19 protein-coding genes and 2 riboswitches are annotated in these 18,393 nt (G+C 65.5%); of the genes, 5 read left to right on the top strand and 14 right to left on the bottom strand.

All coding sequences use genetic code 11. The features are described 5' to 3' along the window. Positions 1-61: 61 nt before the first annotated feature. Positions 62-487: a response regulator transcription factor gene (locus SO140_RS01985; RefSeq protein ID WP_498542236.1), complete on the top strand. Its 426-nt coding sequence runs from the start codon at positions 62-64 to the stop codon at positions 485-487. A 3-nt stretch (positions 488-490) separates the two neighbouring features. On the opposite strand, the gene SO140_RS01980 is transcribed toward SO140_RS01985, so the two are convergent. Further along, complete coding sequence (locus SO140_RS01980) at positions 491-1,153, bottom strand: response regulator transcription factor (RefSeq protein ID WP_498542235.1); 663 nt, start codon at positions 1,151-1,153, stop codon at positions 491-493. A 409-nt stretch (positions 1,154-1,562) separates the two neighbouring features. Next, the gene (locus tag SO140_RS01975) at positions 1,563-2,447 is read right to left on the bottom strand and encodes a LysR family transcriptional regulator (protein WP_498542234.1); all 885 of its coding nucleotides are present in this window, start codon (positions 2,445-2,447) and stop codon (positions 1,563-1,565) included. Positions 2,448-2,579: 132 nt separating this feature from the next. On the opposite strand from SO140_RS01975, the gene SO140_RS01970 reads away from it, so the two are divergent. Together SO140_RS01970 and SO140_RS01965 are read left to right on the top strand one after the other, a co-directional pair. After that, on the top strand, positions 2,580-3,518 hold the full coding sequence (locus SO140_RS01970; RefSeq protein WP_498542233.1) for a ring-cleaving dioxygenase: 939 nt from the start codon (positions 2,580-2,582) through the stop codon (positions 3,516-3,518). Further along, positions 3,518-4,171, top strand: a complete 654-nt coding sequence (locus SO140_RS01965) for an alpha/beta hydrolase (protein WP_498542232.1) — start codon at positions 3,518-3,520, stop codon at positions 4,169-4,171. Before SO140_RS01970 ends, SO140_RS01965 begins: the two co-directional genes overlap by 1 nt. A 6-nt stretch (positions 4,172-4,177) precedes the next feature. On the opposite strand, the gene SO140_RS01960 is transcribed toward SO140_RS01965, so the two are convergent. Together SO140_RS01960 and SO140_RS01955 are read right to left on the bottom strand one after the other, a co-directional pair. Further along, a complete protein-coding gene (locus SO140_RS01960) occupies positions 4,178-5,626 on the bottom strand; it encodes a PepSY domain-containing protein (RefSeq protein WP_498542231.1) in 1,449 nt (482 codons plus the stop codon). Positions 5,627-5,638: 12 nt separating this feature from the next. Beyond that, positions 5,639-8,005: a TonB-dependent receptor domain-containing protein gene (locus SO140_RS01955; RefSeq protein WP_498542230.1), complete on the bottom strand. Its 2,367-nt coding sequence runs from the start codon at positions 8,003-8,005 to the stop codon at positions 5,639-5,641. Between the two features lie 117 nt (positions 8,006-8,122). After that, positions 8,123-8,322, bottom strand: a riboswitch (cobalamin riboswitch). A 75-nt stretch (positions 8,323-8,397) separates the two neighbouring features. Here SO140_RS01955 and SO140_RS01950 point away from each other — a divergent pair. Further along, the gene (locus SO140_RS01950; RefSeq protein WP_498542229.1) at positions 8,398-8,970 is read left to right on the top strand and encodes a histidine phosphatase family protein; all 573 of its coding nucleotides are present in this window, start codon (positions 8,398-8,400) and stop codon (positions 8,968-8,970) included. 6 nt (positions 8,971-8,976) lie between these two features. Here the strand turns inward: SO140_RS01950 and cobT are convergent, their stop codons facing one another. The 8 genes from cobT to cbiE all read right to left on the bottom strand — a co-directional run bounded on the left by cobT (position 8,977) and on the right by cbiE (position 16,210). Then, entirely contained in the window at positions 8,977-10,035 is a 1,059-nt protein-coding gene (cobT, locus tag SO140_RS01945) for a nicotinate-nucleotide--dimethylbenzimidazole phosphoribosyltransferase (protein ID WP_498542228.1), read from the bottom strand. A gap of 35 nt (positions 10,036-10,070) precedes the next feature. Beyond that, positions 10,071-10,820: a precorrin-6A synthase (deacetylating) gene (gene cobF / locus SO140_RS01940; RefSeq protein WP_498542227.1), complete on the bottom strand. Its 750-nt coding sequence runs from the start codon at positions 10,818-10,820 to the stop codon at positions 10,071-10,073. 46 nt (positions 10,821-10,866) lie between these two features. After that, positions 10,867-11,544 carry an energy-coupling factor ABC transporter permease gene (locus SO140_RS01935; protein WP_449377395.1) on the bottom strand — a complete coding sequence of 226 codons (678 nt, stop codon included), beginning with the start codon at positions 11,542-11,544 and terminating at the stop codon, positions 10,867-10,869. Positions 11,545-11,581: 37 nt separating this feature from the next. Continuing rightward, positions 11,582-11,801, bottom strand: a riboswitch (cobalamin riboswitch). A gap of 48 nt (positions 11,802-11,849) precedes the next feature. Next, the gene (gene cobA, locus SO140_RS01930) at positions 11,850-12,578 is read right to left on the bottom strand and encodes a uroporphyrinogen-III C-methyltransferase (protein WP_498542226.1); all 729 of its coding nucleotides are present in this window, start codon (positions 12,576-12,578) and stop codon (positions 11,850-11,852) included. Further along, a complete protein-coding gene (locus SO140_RS01925; RefSeq protein WP_498542225.1) occupies positions 12,575-13,885 on the bottom strand; it encodes a cobyrinic acid a,c-diamide synthase CobB in 1,311 nt (436 codons plus the stop codon). Before SO140_RS01925 ends, cobA begins: the two co-directional genes overlap by 4 nt. Continuing rightward, positions 13,885-14,667, bottom strand: a complete 783-nt coding sequence (gene cobM / locus SO140_RS01920) for a precorrin-4 C(11)-methyltransferase (RefSeq protein ID WP_449377398.1) — start codon at positions 14,665-14,667, stop codon at positions 13,885-13,887. Before cobM ends, SO140_RS01925 begins: the two co-directional genes overlap by 1 nt. Continuing rightward, positions 14,664-15,032, bottom strand: a complete 369-nt coding sequence (locus SO140_RS01915) for a cobalamin biosynthesis protein (protein ID WP_474797144.1) — start codon at positions 15,030-15,032, stop codon at positions 14,664-14,666. Before SO140_RS01915 ends, cobM begins: the two co-directional genes overlap by 4 nt. Beyond that, positions 15,029-16,210 (bottom strand): precorrin-6y C5,15-methyltransferase (decarboxylating) subunit CbiE, encoded by a 1,182-nt coding sequence (cbiE, locus tag SO140_RS01910; protein ID WP_498542224.1) that lies wholly within the window; start codon positions 16,208-16,210, stop codon positions 15,029-15,031. Before cbiE ends, SO140_RS01915 begins: the two co-directional genes overlap by 4 nt. On the opposite strand from cbiE, the gene SO140_RS01905 reads away from it, so the two are divergent. Then, positions 16,209-16,955 (top strand): cobalt-precorrin-6A reductase, encoded by a 747-nt coding sequence (locus SO140_RS01905; protein ID WP_449377401.1) that lies wholly within the window; start codon positions 16,209-16,211, stop codon positions 16,953-16,955. The genes cbiE and SO140_RS01905 overlap by 2 nt on opposite strands. On the opposite strand, the gene cobJ is transcribed toward SO140_RS01905, so the two are convergent. Beyond that, positions 16,931-17,665: a precorrin-3B C(17)-methyltransferase gene (cobJ, locus tag SO140_RS01900; RefSeq protein WP_449377402.1), complete on the bottom strand. Its 735-nt coding sequence runs from the start codon at positions 17,663-17,665 to the stop codon at positions 16,931-16,933. The two genes, SO140_RS01905 and cobJ, sit on opposite strands and share 25 nt — an antisense overlap. Further along, positions 17,662-18,393 carry a precorrin-2 C(20)-methyltransferase gene (locus SO140_RS01895; protein ID WP_449377403.1) on the bottom strand — a complete coding sequence of 244 codons (732 nt, stop codon included), beginning with the start codon at positions 18,391-18,393 and terminating at the stop codon, positions 17,662-17,664. Before SO140_RS01895 ends, cobJ begins: the two co-directional genes overlap by 4 nt.

The raw sequence follows: 18,393 nt of genomic DNA, 5'->3' as shown, positions 1-18,393 counted from the left end.
TAGTCGCCGCGGTTGGTCGTTGGACCTAAGCTTGCGTTAACGGTCTTATGCGGGATCATCATTGTCGTCTCGCGATTGCCCGTTTTCGGGATTACGGATCGTGCAAGTACCTCATGCAGGACGACTCGTTGCGATCGTAGACGACGACAACTCGGTTCGTACCGCGGTTCGCGGGCTGCTGCGCTCCATTGGTGTTTCTGCGGAAGTCTTTGCATCTGCGGAGGAGTTTCTGCGCTCCGCGAAGATGGATCAGGTTGGCTGCTTGGTCGTCGACGCCAATATGCCGAACATGAGCGGACTTGATCTGCACCAGACGCTGCGCAGCCAGGGAAATTCGATCCCCACGATCATCATAACCGCCTACCCGAGTGACCATGTCCGGGCTCGCGCACAGCAGAATGGCGTGCATTGCCTGCTCACCAAGCCGTTCAACGAGGACGATCTGCTCAGCGCCATTCGCAACGCTCTGGCTCGAGCGGGTCGGTGACCGTCAGGCCACCTTGCCGCTGTCGTTCGATTTTCCCAGCGCGAGAAGAATCCGGTCTGCCATGCGCGACAACTCGGGCAGTGACTTCGCATGCATCTTTCGCATCACCTGGCCGCGATGAACCTTGACGGTGATCTCGCTGAGGCCAAGCTCCGCCGCGATCTGCTTGTTCAGACGGCCACTCACCACCAGCGCCATGACCTCGCGCTCCCGCGGCGTCAACGTTTCGAAGCGGGCCTTCAGCTCAGCGCTGATCTTCTCCTGCTCGAGCCAGGCGCGGTCGCGGGCATGGCCAAGCTGGATCGCGTCGAGCAGGTCCTGCTCCCGAAATGGCTTCGTCAGGAATTCGATTGCGCCGCCCTTCATCGCCTGGACGGACATCGGGATGTCGGCATGGCCGGTGATGAAGATAATCGGCAACTGCCGCTTGCCGCTGCCGAGCTCGCGCTGCAGCTCGAGTCCGCTTTGTCCCGGGAGGCGCACATCCAGCACGAGGCAGGTCGGTCCTTCGGGCCGCCCCGCATCCAGAAACTCGCTGACCGAACCCATCAGGCTGACCCGGAATCCCGCCGACCGCAGCAGATTGCCAAGCGATTGCCGTATGCTCGGATCGTCGTCGATCACGACCACTGTCGCGGGTTGATCCTTGTCCTTGGGCTCCGTCACAAGCGCACCTTGACACGTGCTTCGACCAAGGAGTGTAGCGGGCACCCCAAGACGAGGGAAGCGGGCGATCAGCGCACATTGGCCGTCCATCCCCGACCTTCCGGTGACATAGACTGAACCATTCAGTACGCTCGGCTATGCCATCGTATAGCTAGCGAAGCGAAACGAATTCAGTAAGTTAGTAGCATGAGTAGCGAAACCATATCACTCGTGTTCCCGGCGCTCGGCGTTACGATGCTGATCGCCGCGATCGTCCTGCTCGCCGGCGTGTAACGCGCCTCGACGGAGCACCTTCCGGCAGACGCCAAGCGCAGGCAACCTCGGCAGTCATTGAGCAAACGTCAGCGCGCGACCGCGGCTCTGCTACGAGCCATCCCCTGCTGCGTTGCATCGAAACCCGTCCGGCGTATCAACCCTCGAACCGTTCCACCAGAAAATCGATGAACAGACGCACCTTGAGTGCGAGATGGCGTGTCGGCGGATAAAGCGCGTAGAGCGCCAGTGGAGGCGCATGATAGTCATCGAGACAGGTCCGAAGACGCCCGGTCTGCAAAGCGTCCTCGCCGATGAAGACGGGGAGCAAGGCGATTCCCCGCCCGGCCACCGCTGCATCGCGCAGCACCTCGGCATTGTTGACGCACAGCGTCCAGGACGGCTGGATCCAGTGATCGCCGTCCTTGCCCGACAGCTTCCACTGGTTGCCGGTGGAGAGGAATCCGTAAGTGAGGCAGTTGTGATCGCGCAAATCGTTGGGATGCGATGGCACGCCGTGGCTTCTGAAGTAATCCGGTGAAGCACAGATCACACGGGCGATCGGCGCGATCTTGCGCGCGATCAGGCTCGAGGATTCCAGATCGGCAATGCGCAAGGTGACATCGAGACCGTCCTGGAGCGGATCGACATTCTCGTCGCTCAGCACGAGCTGGATGCGAAGCTCGGGATAACGCTGCATGAACTCGGCAATCGCCGGCCCGAGCCGAAGCGTACCGAACGACATCGGTGCATTGACCCGCAGCAATCCGCGCGGTGTAGCCTGCGACTGAGTGACGGCATGGTCCGCGGCCTCGAGCTCGCCGATGATGCCCAGCACGCGCTCAAAATAGGCTTGGCCGTTTTCGGTCGGGCTGACGCGGCGCGTGGTGCGGTTCAAGAGCTGCACGCCGAGCTCGTCCTCGAGTTCGCCGACATATTTGCTCACCGCGGATCGCGACAATCGCAGCGCCCGGCCCGCTTCGGAAAAGCTGCCGAGCTCGACCACCTTCGCAAAGGCCCGCAGGCCTGCCAGCTTGTCCATTCCGGCACCGTTTCAATTGTCGCCATTTCATAGACAGTGATGCCATGAAACGCCAGATTGTCTTTGAAATGGAGCGGAACGATATTTCCAGCATGACGAGCCGATAGGGCTCACACGCAATGGAGACAAGTTATGGCCGGCCTTCACCACGTCACCGCGATTTCCGGTAACCCGCTGAGGAACCTGAAGTTCTACAGAGAGCTTCTGGGCCTGCGGCTGGTCAAGAAGACCGTGAATTTCGACGATCCCGGCACCTATCACCTCTATTATGGCGACGAGAGCGGCACCCCCGGCACCATCCTCACCTTCTTCCCTTGGGAGCATGCGGCACCGGGCCGGGGCGGCGTCGGCCAAACCCAGCAAACCGCTTTCCGCGTACCTGCACGCTCGATCGGCTACTGGACCCATCGCTTCATCGAGAAGGGCGTCGCGCATGAGGCGCTGGAGAAGCGGTTTGGCGAGAGCGTGCTGTCCTTCACCGACCCCGACGGCATGAGCCTCGCTTTGGTCGGCGTCCCCGGTGCCGAGAACGAGCGCGCCTGGAGCAACGGCGACGTTCCGACCGAGCACGCGATGCGCGGCTTTCACGGTGTGACGCTACTGCTCGATGATGCCGCCAAGACCGGCGCCATCCTCACCAATGTGCTCGGCTTCGAGGCGGCCGGCGGCGAGGGTTCGATCAGCCGCTATCGTTCGCCGAACTCAGCCGGCGGCATCGTCGATATCTATGAGGCCAAGGGCTTTCTGCCCGGCCGCATGGGTCGCGGCTCCGTGCATCATATCGCGTTCCGTGCCGCTGACGATGCGACTGAGGCGGAGATGGCGCGTAAGCTCGTGACCGAGCACGGCATGCAGCCGACCGAGCAGAAGGACCGCAACTACTTCCGCTCGATCTACTTCCGCGAGCCCGGCGGCATCCTGTTCGAGATCGCCACCGACATTCCGGGCTTTGCCGTGGACGAGCCGCTCGCCACGCTCGGCGAGGCCTTGAAGCTGCCGCCGTTCCTGGAGGCACATCGCAAGGACATCGAAGGCGTGCTGGCCCCGCTGGGCGATGAGGAGGCGGCGTGATGAGCCAGCTCTCTTTCATCCACCGCTTCGAGAAGGGCACGCGGCGCGATCTTGCGCCGCTGCTGCTCCTGCACGGCACGGGCGGCGACGAGAACGACCTGATCCCGCTCGGCCGCATGGCCGCCCCTGACCGTGCGCTGCTCTCGGCGCGCGGACAGGTGCTGGAAGGCGGCGCGCCGCGCTTCTTCCGGCGGCTTGCCGAGGGCGTGTTCGACGAGGCCGACGTGGTGCGCCGCGCGCATGACCTTGCCGACTTCGTCGATGCCACACGCAACGAGTACGGCATCGCGGCGCCGGTGGCGCTTGGCTATTCCAACGGCGCCAACATCGCGGCGGCCATCCTGCTGCTTCGACCGCAAACCCTGCGCGGTGCCGTGCTGCTGCGCGCGATGGCGCCGCTGGCAAGGCCGCCCCAGGCCGATCTTGTCGGCAAGTCGGTGCTGCTGCTTTCCGGCCAGCACGATCCGATCGTCCCTCCCGGCAATGTCGGAGGCCTTGCCAGGACTCTCGCTGCATCTGGCGCGCGCGTGGAGAGCCGCGTGTTGCCGGTCGGCCACCAACTCTCCCAGCTCGACGTCAATCTGGCGCGCGAGTGGCTGGCCGAGGAAGGATTGTCCGACGGCTCACGCCGCAACGAAGCCGCGAACGCGTGAGGTCTGTCACGGCCGCAAGATCCCGGCGCCGATTGTGTAACGCAATCGGCGCCAGCCGATGACAATGCCGGTGAGCGAGAACACGAAGCCGAGGGCACACAAGCCGACGATCAGAACGCTACGCACGTGCGCATGCGCCAGCAGAATGGGAAAATCCAGCGTGTGCAGGGCGCTGTAGAGCCAACGATAGACCCGTCGCGACGAATCCAGCTTTTGCAGCACTACGCCGTTCGAACCGTCGATGTCGAACCAGACGTCGCCGCATCGCGTGCGGTAGACGGGTCCACCCGGCAGCAAAGACGATGCAGGATACTCATCGGTCGCACTGACCGGTGCTGGAACGCCACAACCGTCCCAAAGACGCTCGGTCACTCCTGAGATATCGCGAGGATTCAGGAATGGCTGTTGCTCGTCCGGTTTCGAATCCCCTGCCCTGACCAGGATCTGCCTGTCGAGACCGACGCGGTCGCGCCGGTAGAAGCTGCCGTTGAAGGCGAACCACTCGACCTCGCGGGTCGATGGTGAGATGGGCGGCCAGTTCACCGTCGCAAGCGCGGACCAGTCGGGCACCGCAGAGGCGATATTCGCTTCGGCTTGCGTCAACTGCCCGCGTGAGAACAAGCGCCCGTGGTCCATGGACAGCCAGCCACTGAAGATCCAAGTCAGCACGAAGATCGTCGCCAAGAGCCCGATGACGTGATGCAGGGCATGCCAGCCGCGATAGGGTGAGCGCATTCGCCCTTTTTCAAGCCTGAACCGCGCGATGCCCAGCGCAGCGCCAAGCACGGCTGCGATCAATGCGAACAGCGAGAGGCTCCAGACGACCCCGTCCCACAGCGACCAGTTGCGCCTCAGCACAGTCGGATAGATCCAGTGCACGACGCTGCCGATGAAATTCCATCCGCGCTCGCGCCGCATCGTATCCAGGACGATCTCGCCCGTGACCGACGATACGTAAAGCTCCGTCCCATCAGCGTCGGCGAGTGCCACGCGGAACAGCGGCCGATGCCGATCGAAGCCGTTTGGCACGCTCCATTGATCGTACTCGGCAAGCGCGACGACCGACGCGCGGGCAACATCAAGCCCGCGCCGTGGCGCATGATCGGTCGCGATGGCAAGTGCAACGTCCGGCGATGTCACGGCGGCGTCGGCGCCGTCCGTTGCGCGGATTGCATGCGACCGCGAAGGCCCCATGACGACGTAGACTGGACCGTCGCTCCGCCGGATCAGCCGCACGCGCGCAGCGTCGGACAGTCCGCTCGCCGCGACGGCGTCCGACGGCCCAATCCCCGCAGCCACGTTTCCCAGTGGTGCGAGACTTTCGACGCGTTCCGCTTCACTCAATGAAGGAAACGGAACGAAGTGCATCACGATTCCGCTTGCGAACCACATCGCAAACAGCAGGCAGAACGCAATTCCAAGCCAGCGGTGCAGCAGGATCGTCGCGCCCATCATGCGATCATCACCTTACCACTTGAACGCGGCGGAGATCTCATAGGTGCGCGGCGCGCCCAGCAGAACCTGATCGGGGTAGAACGGATCGCCCCAGACCGCATAGCGCTTGTCGGTGATATTGCGCACGCGGAACGTCAGACGCGTCTGCTCGACGGCGGCGAAGACCGATTTCGGGATGTCGACGAATGCGTAGACGTCTGCGATCGTGTAGGCGTTCAGCGTCACGGTGTTCGCATCGGTGTTGTAGCGATCGCCGACGTGACGTCCGACGACGCCGAGCTCCACCGGCCAAGGTGTGAGGAAAGGTGTGAAGAAGCGATAGGATGCGCCGGCATTGGCGACGATGCGCGGCACGTTTGGCGGCGTATTGCCGGAGAACGAGCCACCGGCAAAATTGTAGTCGGCATAGCGTGCATCGACATAGGCGATATTGCCCCACAGCCGCATGGCGTCCGTCACGCGCACGGCACCGGCGAGCTCCACGCCCTTGGACTCCTGTCGCCCGGCAATGTTGAGCTGCATGCCGCCGGCGGCTGCATAGACGTTCTTGCGCAGGATGTCGTAGGCCGAGAACGACCATTCTGCCCGATTGTCCCAGAACAGATGCTTGACGCCGGTCTCGTAGGTGCGCGAGGTCGTCAGGTCGAGCGGCTGCGTTGGTGCGAGCAGGAAGATGTTGTTGGCCGAGACGTCGGCGCCGGTCGCATACTGGCTATAGAAGGTCAGGCCGGGCACCGCTTCCCAGGTGTAGCCGATGCGGCCGGTCACCGGCGCCCAGTCCTTCGAGAACGGGAAGCCCGCCTTCTCAAGACCGCCGACGTTGGTCGAATTGCGGTCGAGCCCGATATGCTCGACGCGCAGGCCGCCGATCAGCGCGAAGCTTCGGGTGATCTTCAGCCGGTCCTCGAACGACAATGCTTCGTTGTCGATGCGCGCCGTCTGCTGCTGCGTCGTGAGCGGGCCATAGTAACCACGCGCGGGATCGACCAGCGTGACGAGATCATGCGGGAAATTCGCCGCGCCCGGCCGGACGAAATCGAGATCGCTCGCGGCGAAGGTCGTCACCAGGCGATTGTCAAAACCTGCGATATTCGCATCCCAGGTCAGGTCGGTGACGTTGCCGACCAGCCGCTGGCTGTGCGCCACATAGAAGCGCTCGCGATCGACCAGGTTTGAATTGGCGTTGAACGCCTCGACCTCGTTGTTGAACCACGTACGCTCGGCACCATAGCCATAGGTCTGGCTCTTCAAGGTGAGGCCCTGCGCGAGCTTGAGCTCGAAGCCGCCACGCAGCCACACCTCCTGCGCCGCGTTGCGATTGTCGAGCACATTGTAGTTGGTGTTGAAGGTGCGGTCGTCGATCGTGACGGGGCCGAGATTCGACCCGTTGTAGTTCGAGACGTAGCTGCCGGAGACGATGCCGGCTGTGGCGTGCGACCCGCTGTAGGCGATCGGCACCAGCGGAACGCCCCAATAGGCCTTTGAGCGATCCTCCCTGTATTCGATCGCGCCCCAGAGCTTGAGATTGTCCGAGACGCGATAGTTGAGCTGGCTCGATACATCGAGCGTCTTGGTGCTGGTGTCGTCGGCAAAGCCATTGAGCGAGGACCGGCTGACGTCGAACCGATAATCGAGACCCTGCACATTGGTGCTGCCACCGGAGCCGTAATAGCTGCGGTACGAGTTCAGCGAGTCGTACGAAAAGAATGCCTCGTTCTGGACCGGCCCGGTGTGCGGCTGCTTGGTCACGAAATTGACCGCGCCGCCGCTGGCGCCCTCGCCTGACATCAGCGAGGCCGGCCCCTTCAGAACCTCCACCGCTTCCAGATTGGCCGTGTCCATGATGCGCGAGGTCATGTTCTGCGGGCCGATCTTGATGCCGTTGTAGAGAGTATTGATCTGACTGTTGGTGAAGCCGCGCATCGAGAAGGCCGAAGGCTCCGCCGGATTGTCGCCGGCGGTCACGCCGACCGTGCCCTGGGCGACGTCCGAAACGGTCCGGTAGCCCTGCTCTCGGATCGTCTCGGCCGAGATCACCTCGACGGTCGCGGGCACCTCACGCGCAGTGAGGCCGAGACGCGAAGCGCTTTCAGCCACTGCATTCGTGTTGAGTGGTGTCTGCGTCGCGTGAACGGCCGGCTTTTGCGAGGTCACGGCGGTCGCCGTTCTGTTCGGCGCCGCGCGCCGGGCGCTTCGCTCATTGCGTCCGCCCGGCTTGGCCGGCTTGCGGCTTTGGTCGGCCTGGCGGACCTCGACCGGCGGCAATTGCTCGCGGACTTGCTGCGCAACGGCTGCGGAAATATCGACGAAGATGAACGGCGTGAGAATGCTGGACGCGCGCAGGAATTTGCGCGGGTAGCCGGTGCGGGCGGAAGACATGGTTCGGACCTCGGTATGACGTCAGTGGCACGTCACAGCGAACCAAGTCTCAACCTTCGGCGCAGTTCTCGCCTCCAGCTAAGCCAAATGTCTGTACTCCCCGACCGACATCTTCGCGTGTGACCACGGCTGACGGCAGGTCTCCTGGCTCGCGGGTCGTGACCTCTTCGCCGCCTTCCCGGGACCGAGAGCCCAGTGGCTTGTGACGAAGGATTCTCCGCTTACAGTTGCGGGGGCAGCTACGGCATTGGGGAAAATCCCCGCACCGCATTCCCTTTTCATCCCCGGATGGGGAAACCGTCGCGAGCATCTATGATTAGGAGCGACAGAGAGTCAATGTGCTGGCCGCGGCATTCTTGTCGCAGCGGTGCAAACGTCTGTGGAGATGCTGAATGGAGGGGAACACCTTCCTCTGGTTGGTGAGACATGCGGTCGTCGATGGCGTCGCGGGGACGATCCACGCCATGGATGCGCAGGCCGACCTCAGCGACCGGACGCGTTTGGACGCGTTGCGACGGTGCCTGCCGCAGGGGGCCGCGAGCTACGCGAGCCCGGCACGACGGACCGTCGACACGGCACACGCGCTCGGGCTCGATCCGATCCTCGTGCCCGGGTTCAGCGAGCAGGATTTTGGCGAATGGACCGGACGACGTCACGACGATCTCGCCGCCTCGGGCGGCGAGCCCTACGCGCAGTTCTGGGCCAATCCAGCGCACGCGAGGCCGCCGGGCGGCGAAAGTTTTGAAGATCAGATCGCCAGAACCCGTGAAGGCCTTCACCGCATCGAAAGAGGACCGGCGGTCCTCGTCGTCCATTCCGGCACCATCCGCGCTGTGCTGTGCATCGCGCTCGACCTCGCCCCGGAGGCGGCGCTGCGCTTTGCGATCGAGCCACTCTCGCTCACCCACATCGACCGGCTCGCGAACGGCTGGCGCGTCGTCTCGGTCAATCAGACGATCGTTTGAGTGCTATCAGGAGGGACGATCCGGAACATTGGCCTGCGCGAACGTCGCCATGCCATTGTGCAGGGCGCAGGCGAGCCGCACCAGCGGCAGCGCGATCGCGGCGCCCGATCCCTCCCCGAGCCTGAGATCGAGGCTGACCAGCGGCTGAACGTTGAGCGCGCGAAGCACCAGGCGATGACCCAGTTCCGCCGACTGGTGCGACGGCAGCAGGAACGGTTGACATGACGGATTGAGGCGCGCGGCCGCCAGCGCAGCAACCGACACGATGAAGCCGTCGATCAGGGTTGGAACACGCCGCTGTGCAGCCGCGATGATTGCGCCGCAGATCGCCGCGATTTCGAGGCCGCCGACTGCGCGCAGGACCTCCTCCGCAGACGCGCCCGTCTTCGTCAGGCCATGCCGTGCAAGCGCAGCGTCGATCACGCGCGCCTTGCGTGCACGCCCTGCGGCATCGACACCGGTGCCGCTACCGGCGATCTCGTCGGCGCTCACCCCGAGCAGGCTCGCCGCGATCGCCGCCGACGCCGTGGTATTGCCGATGCCCATCTCACCGAGGATGAGGAGATCAGGCTGCTTCGCCGCCGCACGCGTCACAGCGCGCTGTCCGCATTCGAACGCAAACACCAGCTCCGCCGGCTCCAGCGCAGCTTCCACGCTGAAATCGCGCGTGCCGCAGCGCGGCTTGTCCGCGACAATCCCCGCGACCACCGACTGTGCCAGCGAGCCGGCATCGACGACCTCGAGACTTGAGCCCAATTCACGCGCCAGCACCGAAATCGCAGCGCCGCCGGCGGCGAAATTCGACATCATCGCGATCGTGACTTCCTGCGGATAGGCGGAGACGCCCTGGGCGACGATGCCGTGATCGCCGGCAAAGACGATGATCGGCACGCGCGCGGCGCGCGGCTGCTCCGTCTCCTGCAGGCCCGCAAGGTCGATCGCGACCTGCTCGAGCCGACCGAGCGCACCGGTCGGCTTGGTCAGTTGCGCCTGCCGCGCCATCGCCGCCTCGCGGTGCGAGGTCGAGATACCCGGGCATTTCTCGTAAACCCAATTGGGGAGCATGTCGTCCTGCCTCCGTTCACGCGACTGCGGTCGCGTCACACGCTGCGTTTGAGAATGTAGCTGTCCATGATCCAGCCGTGCCGTTCGCGCGCCTCCTGCCGTGCGGCGACGATGCGCGGACCGATCTCGGCCAACGCACCCGACATGACGACCTGATCGGGCATGCCGAGATAGGCGCCCCACCAGATCTGCAGGCCTTGCGGATCGAGCGACTGAAACGCCGTGCCGCCATCGAGCATCACCACCACGGTGTCGGCTCCGTCAGGCCAGCCGCCTTCGCGCAGTCGCCGCCCTGTCGTGACCAGGAAAGGCGCGCCGATATCGTTCAGCGGCAGCGCATGCGCCGCGCACAGCGCCTGGATCGACGTGATGCCGGGGATGACTTCGATCGCGGGCAAAGGATCAAGCCGTCGCGCGATCCTCAGGGACGAGTCATAGAGCGACGGGTCGCCCCAGATCAGCAACGCAACGCGGCCATCATGTGCGAGATGTCCCGCGATCGCCTGCGACCAGGTCGCAGCAACCGCACCATGCCAGTCGTCGACGCCCTTGCGGTAGTCAGCTTCGCCGGCGTCACGCACCGGCAAGTCGAACTCCGCGATACGCGTCTCTTTGTTGGTGAGCACATCGGCGCAAATCGTCCGCCGCAGGTCGGCGAGATCGGACTTCTGCGTCCCCTTGCGCGGAATCAGCACGAGATCTGCCGCATTGATGGCACGGATCGCGGCAAGCGTGAGCTGCTCGGGATCGCCGCAACCGATACCTATCAGGGAGAGCGTGACCATCACGAGTGTGAAGGGCGACCATGAACGGCCGCCCCTCAGCTCATCTCTACGCCGCGTTGTGCAGGCGCGGGGTGACGAGGCCGGGCGCGGTGACGCCACGCAGCGATTTTGCCAGCGCCAGCACGGCGAGATCGGCCAGCGGCTCGATCACGATGACCAGCGCATAGGACGCGGCGAAGGTCGCGATGTTGGCGAGGTTCGCAGCGCCAAAGCCCGCGCCATAGATCGCCCAGAACGCAACCCAGGCGATGATGCCCGACTGATACGCCGTCGAGAGCGCCAGCGCCTGACGATACTGCAGGTCGACATAGGCCGTGTCGCGGGGGATGATGCGGGTCGCGAGCGCCTGGATCGCGAACAGCGGCACCAGCAGCGTGGTGACGTTCATGCCGTATTGCGGCAGGTCGGTCGGCACGAAGAACAAGCCTTGCAGCAAGAGACCAAGCGCGAGACCAAGGGCCGCCGGCGCCGCGCCGAACAGCAGGAACAGGGTCGAGCCGAGGATGAAGTGCACCTCGGAAACCCCGACCGGGAAGTGCGGCAGGATCTCGAAGAAGGTGAAGACCAGCGCGGTGGTCGCAGCCGTCCGTACCGCAAACGAGCTGACGCCCTGCTCGCGCACGGTCTCCGCCGTAAGCTTCAGCGCAACGCCGCCAGTGGCGATGCCGGTTGCGTAACTCAACACGAGCTTGGCGCCCGTCACGATTCCTGGTTCGATATGCATGGTTCAAGTCCTTCCTGCCGTCACACCCGACGGCCTTGGCGTCCAAACGTGCAGGGCCGGTCTCCTGGCTCGCGGATCGAAGGGGATCTCCGGCCTTCCCGAGCCTTGCGGCCCAGTGGCGGATCGGAGCCCCTCACCGCTTACAGTCGCGGGGGCGGCTGGGGTTTGGGGCGCCGCAACTGGGTCCGCCCACCCCCATTCCCGATTATGCTCCGGCGCTTTGCGCCGCATCGAGCACCATGCCCCTCTTGTGTGCCTCTTTCGCAAGCCGGGCGTCAAGGGTCGAACGGCAACTGCGGACATCATCACGACGATTCTCCCGCTAGTGCGCCAAACAGGATGACGGCGGCGGTGGTCGCGGGCACGGCCTGCGCGAGCTCTTCGGCGAGCTTTGCGATCGTGGTGCGGACGAGCCGCTCGTCGGCGCGGCCCAGGGATTCCGCAAACAGCGCGGGCGTTTCCGGCGAAAGACCCTGCGCAATCAGCTTGGTGGCCAGTTCCGGGAACGTGCGCCGGCCCATATAGATCACCGTCGTCGCATCCGGGTCGGCCAGCGCCGTCCAGTTCAGATTTTGCGGAAGCTGCCCGGTCACGTCGGCCCCGGTGACGAACTGCACCCGGCGCGCGGTATTCCGCCGGGTCAGGGGGATGCCGGCTTGCGCCGCCGCGACGCAGGCCGAGGTGACGCCGGGCACGATCTCGTAGCCGATCCCCGACGCCCGAAGCGTCTCGATCTCTTCCTCGAGCCGGCCGAAGATGCCGGCATCGCCGGATTTCAGCCGCACCACGCGCGCGCCGGTCGCCGCATAATCGACCAGCAGGCGGTTGACGTGCTGCTGCTTGGTCGAGGGCCGGCCGGCGCGTTTTCCGACTGCCACCAGATTGGCGCCGGGTCGGGCAAGCTCGAGGATCGTGCCGGAAGCGAGATCGTCATAGAGCACGACGTCGGCCTCGCGCAGCCGCGCCGCGCCCTTGAGCGTCAAAAGCTCGGGATCGCCGGGGCCGGCGGAGATGAAGGAGACGAAGCCGCTCACCGGTCCTCCGCAATCAAATGAAAGAAGGTGCCCGTCGCATATCCGCGTCGCGATCCGGTCTCCGCGACGGTTGCGCCCGTCGCGTCACGCACGATCGCAAGCGATACATCAGGCTGCGCGAGAATCGTCGAATAGTGGAATTCATGACCGCGCAGGCGCGCGCCGGGCTGATGTCCCGGCATTGGCGCTGCGAGCTCGGCAAGACGGTAGCCAAGGTGCATGCGGCGCTTGGCAAAGCTCGTCTCCAGGCCCAAGAGGCCAAGCATCTCGTGCCGCGCGCCGTCGGCATCGGTCAAGGCCGCGCCCATCACCATGTAGCCGCCGCATTCGCCGTGGACCGGCCGCGTCTCGGCGAAGGCGCGCAAGCGCTCGCGAAAGCGCGCATTCGCGGCGATACGGCCGGCGTGCAGTTCCGGATAGCCGCCGGGCAGCCAGCACACATCGGCGCTTGCATCGGGTCCCTCATCGGCGAGCGGCGAGAACGGCAGGATCTCCGCACCGGCAGCACGCCAAGCCTCGAGCATATGCGGATAGACAAAGGAGAACGCGGCGTCGCGCGCTAGCGCAATGCGCTGGCCTGGCGGCGTGACGTTAACCCGATTCGTGATTGGCTGCGATGTCCATGCAGATGCCGCGCCGAGCACGGCGTCGAGATCGACGTGCTCGCCGACGAAGCGCGCGGCCTCATCGATCAGGCGACCGATCTCCGTCTGCTCCTCCGCCTGCACCAGGCCGAGATGCCGTTTCGGCACGCTGATCTCGGCGTGGCGTGGCAGCGCGCCGAACACGGCAATGCCCGCATCGGCCAAAGCGCGGCGCACGAGGTCCTCATGCCGCGGGCTCGCGACGCGGTTGAGCACGACGCCGGCGAGACCCACCCCGCTGCGGAAATCCCGCAAGCCCGTCGCAATCGCGGCCGCCGTCTGGGCCTGGCCGGACGGATCGATCACCAGCAGCACCGGCCAGCCCATCATCTCCGCGATGTCGGCGGTGGCGCCCGTCCCCGAGACGCCGCGCGCGGCGACGCCGTCGAACAGGCCCATCGAACCCTCGGCCAGCACGAGATCGGCGTTCGCACCGCGGCTGACGAGATGCTCGATCGTCGCGCGATCCATCGCCCAGCTATCGATGTTGACGGAGGCACGCCCCGTGGCCGCCGCATGAAAAGCAGGATCGATGTAATCGGGGCCGCTCTTGAAGCACTGCACAGTGAGTCCGCGATCGCGATAGGCGCGCGCGAGCGCTAACGTCAGCGTCGTCTTGCCGACACCGGAAGCCGGCGCCGAGATGACGAAACCCGCAGGCATCACGACTCCTCCGGAAAACGCGGCGCCGGCCCGACCGGCCGGTAGCGGCGGTCATAGTCCGCGGCGTAAAGGCGGCTCTCTGAGAATTCCTCCGAGCCGAGTGTCCGGCCGACCAGGATGAGCGCGGTGCGCCCGAGCTCGGCGCCGACAGCCGCATCGAGCGTGGCAAGCGTCGCGCGCACGATGCGCTGGTCCGGCCAGCTCGCGCGCCAGACGATCGCCACCGGACAATCCGCGCCATAATGCGGCGTCAGCTCCGCAATCACCTTGTCGAGCAAATGGATCGACAGATGAATGGCAAGCACCGAGCCGGTCGCGGCGAACGCAGCAAGCTTCTCGCCCTCCGGCATCGCGCTCGCCCGGCCTGGCGTACGCGTCAGCACCACAGATTGCGTAAGCCCCGGCAAGGTCAGCTCGGCTTCCAGCGCTGCGGCGGCCGCCGAGAAGGACGGCACGCCCGGCGTGACGGTGAAGGGAATGCCGAGCGCGCGCAGGCGGCGCAATTGCTCACCCATCGCCGACCAAATCGAAACATCGCCCGAATGCAGCCGCGCGACATCCTTGCCTTCCGCGTGCGCGTTGGCAATCTCGGCGATGATCTCGTCGAGCGACAATGGCGCCGTGTTGACGATCCGGGCGCCCTTCGGGCAGTGCACCAGAACGCCTTCGGGCACGAGCGAGCCCGCATAAAGGCAAACCAGTGAGGCTGCGATCAGGTCGCGCCCGCGCAAGGTGAGGAGATCGGCGGCGCCCGGCCCTGCTCCAATGAAATGCACGGTCATTCGCCGTCTCCCTCCGCAATCGCCGCGGTCGCGGTCCGGTCCTGCGAGACCACGCGCGTCGCAATCAGGCGCGCATCACGGCCCGCTGCCGCGAGCGCGACGGCTTCCGCCACCGATCCGGTGCCGAATTTTTCCTTGATGAGGCCTGACTGCGTCGGCGTCGTAATGCCCACGAGCTTATTGGCGGAAATGGCCTTGATCGGCACGTTGAATTCGCCCGCGAGCAGCTTCAGCGCGGCGCTGTCCGCCTTGTCGCTGACGGTTGCGACAGCCGCTAAACCTTCCACACCGCCGGCGGCGAGAAGCGCCTCGCGCAGCGCGGCAAGCGTGACGTCGCTCCTGAAGCCGAGCCCTGCGACCCTCATCGCACCGCGCTCCATTGCACGACCGGCCGCGCCACCTCCCAGGAGCGATAGCGCCCCAACGAGCCCGCATGTGCGATCTCGACCCGCATCAAGTCGCCGCCATGGCGCTGGTAAAGCTCCACCAGCAACGTTTCCGTCTCCAGCGTCACGGCATGGGCCACCAGCCGCGTACCTGACCCAATGCGAGACCAGATAGCATCGAACATCGCGGCGTCGAGACCACCGCCGATGAACACGGCGTCCGGCGCCGCCAGACCTACCAGTGCACCGGGCGCAGGTTCGGCGATGACGGTGATCTTGTGTGCAAGTCCGAGTGCCGTGGCATTGCGCCGGATGTTTACAACGCGGTCCTCGCGCGCCTCGACCGCAATCGCCGAACCGCCGCACAAGGCCCATTCGACCGAGATCGAGCCGGAGCCCGCGCCGATGTCCCAGAGGCATTCACCGGGTCGAGGCGCCAGCGCGGACAAGGCCAGCGCGCGCATCGGCCGCTTTGTGATCTGGCCGTCATGCGCGAAGAGATCGTCGGCAAGTCCGGAACTGCGCGGAATGCCATTCAGGCCCCTTGTCTCTAGCGCGACCGCGATCAGGCTGTCGCCGGCTTCCGCCGTGAAACCGTCTGCACGATGCGCTCTGATGTTTTCTCGCGGGCCGCCGAGCGCGGTGAGAGTCCACAGTGCTGAAGCACCCCAGCCCCGTTCCGTCAGCCACTTCGCGAGATCGCCGGCGGCCTTGCCGTCGCGCACAAGGCAAATAATCCGCGCACCATTGGCGAGATGCGGCACCAGGCGTTCGAACGGCGCGGCGTGCAATCCGAGACAGACGACATTCTCCAGCCGCCAGCCCAGCCTCGCCGCGGCAAGCGAGAACGTCGACGGCGCGGAATGCGCGATCCACTCACCGGCCTGAAGCCTCTCTGCGAGGCTGGCGCCGGCGCCGTGCCAGAACGGATCACCGGACGCGAGCACCGCGGTGGGCCGGCCGCGGCAGCCCAGCACGACATCCGCATCGAACGGCACTGGCCACGGGCGGCCACGATCGGTTATGCCTGCCAGCGCAAGATGGCGCTCGCCGCCGAACACGGTCTCGGCCCTGGCAAGCGCCTTTCGGCTTGCCTCGGAGAGGCCGGCAAGGCCATCTTCGCCGATACCGATGATGGTCAGCCAGGGATCAGCCATGATGCGCGCCCTCATTCTGGGCGGAACGAGTGATGCGAATGCGCTCGCCACGGAGATCGCGCGCGCCGGCGTCGATGCGATCTATTCCTATGGCGGTCGCACCCGCGTGCCTGCCGGACAGCCCCTGCCGATCCGCACCGGCGGCTTTGGCGGCGTGAGCGGACTTGCGGATTACATCCGGCAAGAAGGCGTCACGCACGTCATTGACGCCACGCATCCCTTTGCCGCTGAGATGAGCCGCAATGCGGCCCTGGCCTGCGAGGAAACGCAAACACCGCTGATCGCGCTCGAACGCGCGCCCTGGATGAAAGCGCCGCGCGATAACTGGATCGAGGTCGAGGATCTCGCCGCCGCTGTCGCGGCGCTGCCCGAGGAGGCGGCGCGCGTTTTCCTCGCGATCGGCCGGCAGCATATCGCCCCGTTTGGCGAGAGACCGCAGCACACCTACACATTGCGCTTCGTCGATCCTTCCGAGGCGACGCTGCCGTTCGAAGCCGAAATCATCGTGTCGCGTGGGCCGTTCACCTTCGAGGGCGAGGTTGAGCTGCTGCGGTCGCGTGGCATCGCATGGATCGTCGCCCGCAATTCCGGCGGCGAAGGCGCGCGCGCCAAGATCGACGCGGCCCGCGCCCTTAGCCTGCCCGTCATCATGATCGCACGGCCGCGACTTCCCGAGCGGCTGCGGGTAGAAAGCGTAGCCGAAGTCATGGCGTGGCTCGGTCATCGGGCCTGCCTCGGTGCATAGACCCAACGGCCGACACGGCGCGTCTGCGAATTGCCGACGATCACGAGCGTGCGCATATCGGCCATCTCCGGTGTCGCCTCGTTCAGCGCGACCGTCTCGATCCGCTCGTCCGGCGCGCTGATCGCGCGGGCGAAGATCACCAGCCTCTCGCCGCAGCCCGCCTCCTTCAGCACCGCGAGCGCGCGGCCAAAGCCTTCCGGCCGGCTCGCCGAGCGCGGATTGTAGAGCGCAATGGCGAAATCGGCCTCCGCCGCGAGTCGCAGGCGCTTCTCGATCAATGGCCATGGCTTGAGATTGTCAGAGAGATTGATCGCGCAAAAATCATGGCCGAGCGGCGCGCCCGCGCGCGCGGCGGCGGCCAGCATCGCGGTCACGCCGGGCAGCACGCGGATCGGCAGTTCCCGCCATTCTGGAGTCTGTTCAAGCGCCTCGAATACGGCCGACGCCATCGCGAACACGCCGGGATCGCCGGACGACACCACGACCACCTGCCGTCCTTCCGCTGCAAGCCGCAGCGCTTCGCTCGCGCGCTGAAGCTCCACGCGATTGTCCGAGGGGTGCAGCGTCAGGCCATCGCGGGGCGCAACACGCGCGACATAGGGAGCATAGCCCACGACGTCGGTCGCAGCCGCGAGCGCAGCAGAAACCTCCCGCGTCACCAAGGCCTCGTCGCCGGGCCCAAGCCCCGCGATGGTCAGCGTTCCCGTCATTCGCCGGCGTCCATGCGCCGTCCCCGCCCGTGCACCAGCACGATTGCAAAATAAGGACAGTCGGATTCGTCGATATCGGCGAGCCGCGCAACGCGCTCACCAGGCATGGTGCCGCGCTCGACCAGCCAGGCATCATCGAGCCTGCCGGCGGAGGCGAGCGCGCGACGCACTTTTCGCAGATTGCGACCGGTCTTCATGATGACGAGCGCATCGGAATTGCACATGCGCTGCTCAAGCTCGTCCTCGGCCAGCGTGCCCATCAGGACCGTCGTCACGTCATCGCCGAGCGCGATCGGCTGGCCGACCGCGTTCCAGCAGCCGGCCATGCCGGGAATGCCGGCAATGACCTCGATCTCGACGCGCCCCTGCAAACGTGCGTGCAGGTGCATGAAGGAGCCGTAGAAGTAAGGATCGCCTTCGCAGAGCACGACGACGTCGACCGCGCGCGCCAGCCGCGCCAGCCGCTCGGCCCATTCGTCGTAGAAGCCGGCGAGCAGGCGCACATATTCCAGGCTGTCGAAGGCGATCTCCGTCGTGACCGGATATTCCATCGGATATTCGGTGACGTCGCCTGCGAGCATGCCCTCGACGATGCGCCGCGCCTGGCCGGGACGCCCTTTCTTGCGGAAATATGCAACGTGCTTGGCCGTGCGCACCTCGCGATCGGCGCGCACACTCATCAGATCGGGATCGCCGGGCCCAAGGCCGCAGCAGATGATACGCCCCAT

Source organism: Bradyrhizobium sp. UFLA05-108 (assembly GCF_059803455.1).
This window is presented reverse-complemented; position numbering and strand designations above follow the sequence as displayed.